The sequence below is a fragment of the uncultured Intestinimonas sp. genome, from assembly GCF_944387245.1.
Classification (GTDB): domain Bacteria; phylum Bacillota; class Clostridia; order Oscillospirales; family Oscillospiraceae; genus Intestinimonas.
Map to the genome: position 1 here is coordinate 1 of NZ_CALXEE010000127.1, position 3,851 is coordinate 3,851.

The following is a 3,851-nucleotide window of genomic DNA, read 5'->3' on the forward strand; positions in this document are numbered from 1 at the left end:
GGGAACATGTCCACCGCCACGGCGCTTTGGGCGTCGTATCCCAATTCGGCAAAGCGGGCCAGGTCCCGGGCCAGGGTGGCCGGGTCGCAGGAGACGTAGACCACCCGCTCGGGGGCCATCTGGGCGATGGAGGCCACCACCTCGGGGGCCAGGCCCTTCCGGGGCGGGTCCACGCAGACAACGTCCGGCCGCAGACCCTCGGCGGCCAGCCGGGCGGCGGTGTCGGCGGCGTCGCCGCAGAAGAACTCGGCGTTGGTGATGCCGTTGCGTGCGGCGTTGGCCTTGGCATCCTCCACGGCGGAGGGGACGATCTCCGCCCCGATGACCCGCCCGGCGTGGCGGGCCATAGCCAGGGAGATGGTGCCGATGCCGCAGTAGAGGTCCACCACCGTCTCCGTGCCGGTGAGTCCCGCCAACTCTACCGCCTTGCCGTAGAGGACCTCGCACTGGTCCCGGTTCACCTGGTAGAAGGAGGGCACCGAGATGCGGAAGGTGAGGCCGCAGAGGGTGTCCTCCAGATCGTCCCGGCCCCACAGGGTGCGCAGCTCTTTGCCCAGCACCACGTTGGTCCGCTCCTGGTTCACCGACAGCACCACCCCCGCCAGCTCCGGGGCGGCGGAGCGGAGGGCCTCCACCAACTCCTGCTCGTGGGGCAGCCTTTCCCCGTTGACCACCAGGCAGCACAGGGCCTGGGTCCGGGAGAAGCGGACGAAGAGGTGGCGCACCAGTCCGGCGTGGGCCTTCTCGTCATAGGCGGGGACGGCGTACTCCGCCATCCACCGCCGGACGGCGTGGGCCAGGGCGGAGGCGGTCTCCGGCTGGAGGAGGCAGTCGTCCACATTCACCACGTCGTGGCTCCGGGCCCGGAAGAAACCGATCCTGGTCCCCTCCTTCCCGGCGGCCACCGGCAACTGCACCTTATTTCGATAACGCTGTGTATTTTTCGCCCCCAAAATCACAGAAACCGCCAGGTCCAGCCCCCCTACCCGGCGGATGGCGTCCTCCACCCGGCGGCGCTTGGCCTCCAGCTCGGCGGGGTAGCTCATGTGCCGGAACTGGCAGCCGCCGCACCTGGGATACTGGGGGCAGTCGGGGGCAATGCGGTCCGGGGAGGGCGTCCTGACCCCCGCCGCCTTGCCCCAGATGGCGGAGCGGCCCACCTTCAAAATGAGGGTGTCGCACACCTCGCCGGGGAGGCCGCCGGCGACAAAGACCACCTGGCCGTCCAGATGGGCGATGCCCTCGCCGTTGAGGCCGATGGACTCGATGGTCAGGGGCAGAATGTCATTTTTCTTGGGCATGGGGGAACACCTCATTTTAAGATGGGATGGGCGAGACGGCCAGCAGGTCCTGGAGGTCGGCGTAGGGGAGCGTGAACTCCAGCAGGCCGGCGGCGTAGGGGGCCAGGGTGTCGGGCTGGTAGTAGATCACCAGGCCCTGGTCGCTGAGGTAAAAGTAGGCGTCGTTGAGCTCAGACTCCAGCGCCTCCCGGGAGTAGCCGGCGTCGGTGCCCTTCTGCTCCAGCAGGTCCAGCACCCGGGTGCGGCCGGCGTCGGGGTCGGCAAAGCAGTCCGTCAGAGTCAGCTTTTCCCCGGTGGTGAGGTCAAAGGTCTCGGAGAACTGGAAGTTGGAGGGGTGGGCCGCGCCGGTGACCGAGTTGGCGTAGTAGCTGCGCACGATGCTGACCAAGGACTCCGTCTGGAGGGTAAGGCGGTAGCTCATGGATTCGCCGTAGGGCAGGAAGTCCTCCCCCATGGCCTGGGCCACCTCGTAGTCCCCGGCCGCGTAGCCGGCCAACTCGGCGGCGTCGCTCAGGTAGGCCATGCCCTCGGCGGCGTAGTAGTCCTGGATTTTCTGCCAGGCGGGTACCGCACTGGCATTCTCAATGTCGGGGAACACATAGTCCACCGACATGACCACCGTGCCGTCATCGGCGGTGAAGTCTTTTGCAAAGGTCTGGTCGGTCCACACCAGCTCCAGGGGGGCGGTCTCCTCCGGTGCCGGAGACTCCACAGGAGCAGGGGTGGGGGTGGCCTGGGGCTCTGCCGGAGCGCAGGCGGCCAGGGCAAGGACCAGGACGGAGGCGAGCAGCAGGGGTCTAGCGCGCATAGGGACCTTCCTTTCTGTCTTGGGGCGGGCGGCGTCAATCTGGCAACATTGTACCACAGCCCCCCGCCGCCCGGCTACCTTATTTCAAAAAAAGCCCGGCCGCACAGGATGGACCCCGGCGGCGCCGGGGGATTTGTTCACAATTTTCTCTTTTTTCTTCTGGCTGGGTATGATATACTAAACTGATTCCAGAACCAATTAGGAAAGGTGTACGATAAAATGGGTCTGCTGAAGAAGCTCTTTGGTACATCCTCAGAGCGCGAAGTGAAGGCGATCTCCCCCATCGTGGATAAAATCGAAGCCCTGGACGCGGAGTACTCCGCCCTGACGGACGAACAGCTCCAGGCCAAGACGCAGGAGTTCAAGGACCGCTATCAGAACGGGGAGAGCCTGGACGACCTGCTGCCCGAGGCCTTCGCGGCCTGCCGGGAGGCCGCCTGGCGCGTGCTGGGCATGAAGCCCTACCGGGTGCAGCTCATCGGCGGCATTATCCTCCACCAGGGCCGCATCGCCGAGATGAAGACCGGCGAAGGCAAGACCCTGGTGGCCACCCTCCCCGCCTACCTCAACGCCCTCACCGGCCGGGGCGTGCACATCGTCACGGTGAACGACTACCTGGCCAAGCGTGACTCCGAGTGGATGGGCAAGGTCTACCGCTTCATGGGTCTCACCGTGGGTCTGGTCATCCACGGGGTCATGGGCGCGGACAAGCACCGGGCCTACGACGCCGACATCACCTACGGCACCAACAACGAGTTCGGCTTCGACTACCTCCGGGACAACATGGCCATCTACAAGCAGGAGATGGTCCAGCGGGACCACGCCTTTGCCATCGTGGACGAGGTGGACTCCATCCTCATCGACGAGGCCCGTACCCCCCTCATCATCTCCGGCCAGGGCGACGAGTCCACCCAGCTCTACACCATTGTGGACAAGTTCGTCTCCCAGCTCAAGTGCAAGGTGGTGGCCAGCGTGGACACCAAGGAGGAGGAGGACCCCAACGAGGACGCCGACTATATCGTGGACGAGAAGGCCCGCACCGTCACCCTGACCGCCAACGGCATCGCCAAGGCGGAGAAGGCCTTCAACCTGGAGAACCTGGCCGATCCCGAGAACACCACCCTCTCCCACCACATCAATCAGGCCATCCGGGCCCGGGGCCTCATGAAGCGGGACATCGACTACGTGGTCAAGGACGGCGAGGTCATCATCGTGGACGAGTTCACCGGCCGCCTCATGTTCGGCCGCCGGTACTCCGAGGGCCTCCACCAGGCCATCGAGGCCAAGGAGGGCGTCACCGTGGCCCGGGAGTCCAAGACCCTGGCCACCATCACCTTCCAGAACTACTTCCGCCTCTACGACAAGCTCTCCGGCATGACGGGTACCGCCATGACCGAGGAGGAGGAATTCAACGGCACCTACTCCCTGGACGTGGTGGAGATCCCCACCAACAAGCCCCTGGCCCGTATTGACCACCACGACGTGGTCTACAAGAACGAGGCCGGCAAGTACCGGGCCATCATCAACCAGATCAAGGAGTGCCACGAAAAGGGCCAGCCCGTGCTGGTGGGCACCATCTCCATCGAGAAGTCGGAGCTCCTCTCCGGCATGCTGAAGAAGGCCGGCATCAAGCACAACGTCCTCAACGCCAAGAACCACGAGAAGGAAGCCGAGATCGTGGCCCAGGCCGGCAAGTTCGGCGCCGTCACCGTGGCCACCAACATGGCCGGCCGTGGTACCGA

3 protein-coding genes are annotated in these 3,851 nt (G+C 65.4%); 1 reads left to right on the plus strand and 2 read right to left on the minus strand.

What is annotated here, in order from left to right:
* Together rlmD and Q0K15_RS10930 are read right to left on the minus strand one after the other, a co-directional pair.
* Positions 1 to 1,301: 23S rRNA (uracil(1939)-C(5))-methyltransferase RlmD (gene rlmD, locus Q0K15_RS10925; RefSeq protein ID WP_294515875.1), on the minus strand; the 1,301-nt coding region annotated here is incomplete at its 3' end.
* A 16-nt stretch (positions 1,302 to 1,317) separates the two neighbouring features.
* A complete protein-coding gene (locus tag Q0K15_RS10930) occupies positions 1,318 to 2,109 on the minus strand; it encodes a DUF3298 and DUF4163 domain-containing protein (protein WP_294515876.1) in 792 nt (263 codons plus the stop codon).
* Positions 2,110 to 2,328: 219 nt separating this feature from the next.
* Here Q0K15_RS10930 and secA point away from each other — a divergent pair.
* The coding region (secA, locus tag Q0K15_RS10935) for a preprotein translocase subunit SecA (RefSeq protein ID WP_294515877.1) at positions 2,329 to 3,851 on the plus strand (1,523 nt) is incomplete at its 3' end.

Coding starts and splice junctions, on each gene's coding strand:
- Q0K15_RS10930 (WP_294515876.1), bottom strand. CDS start 2,109: ATGCGCGCTAGACCCCTGCTGCTCGCCTCCGTCCTGGTCCTTGCCCTG.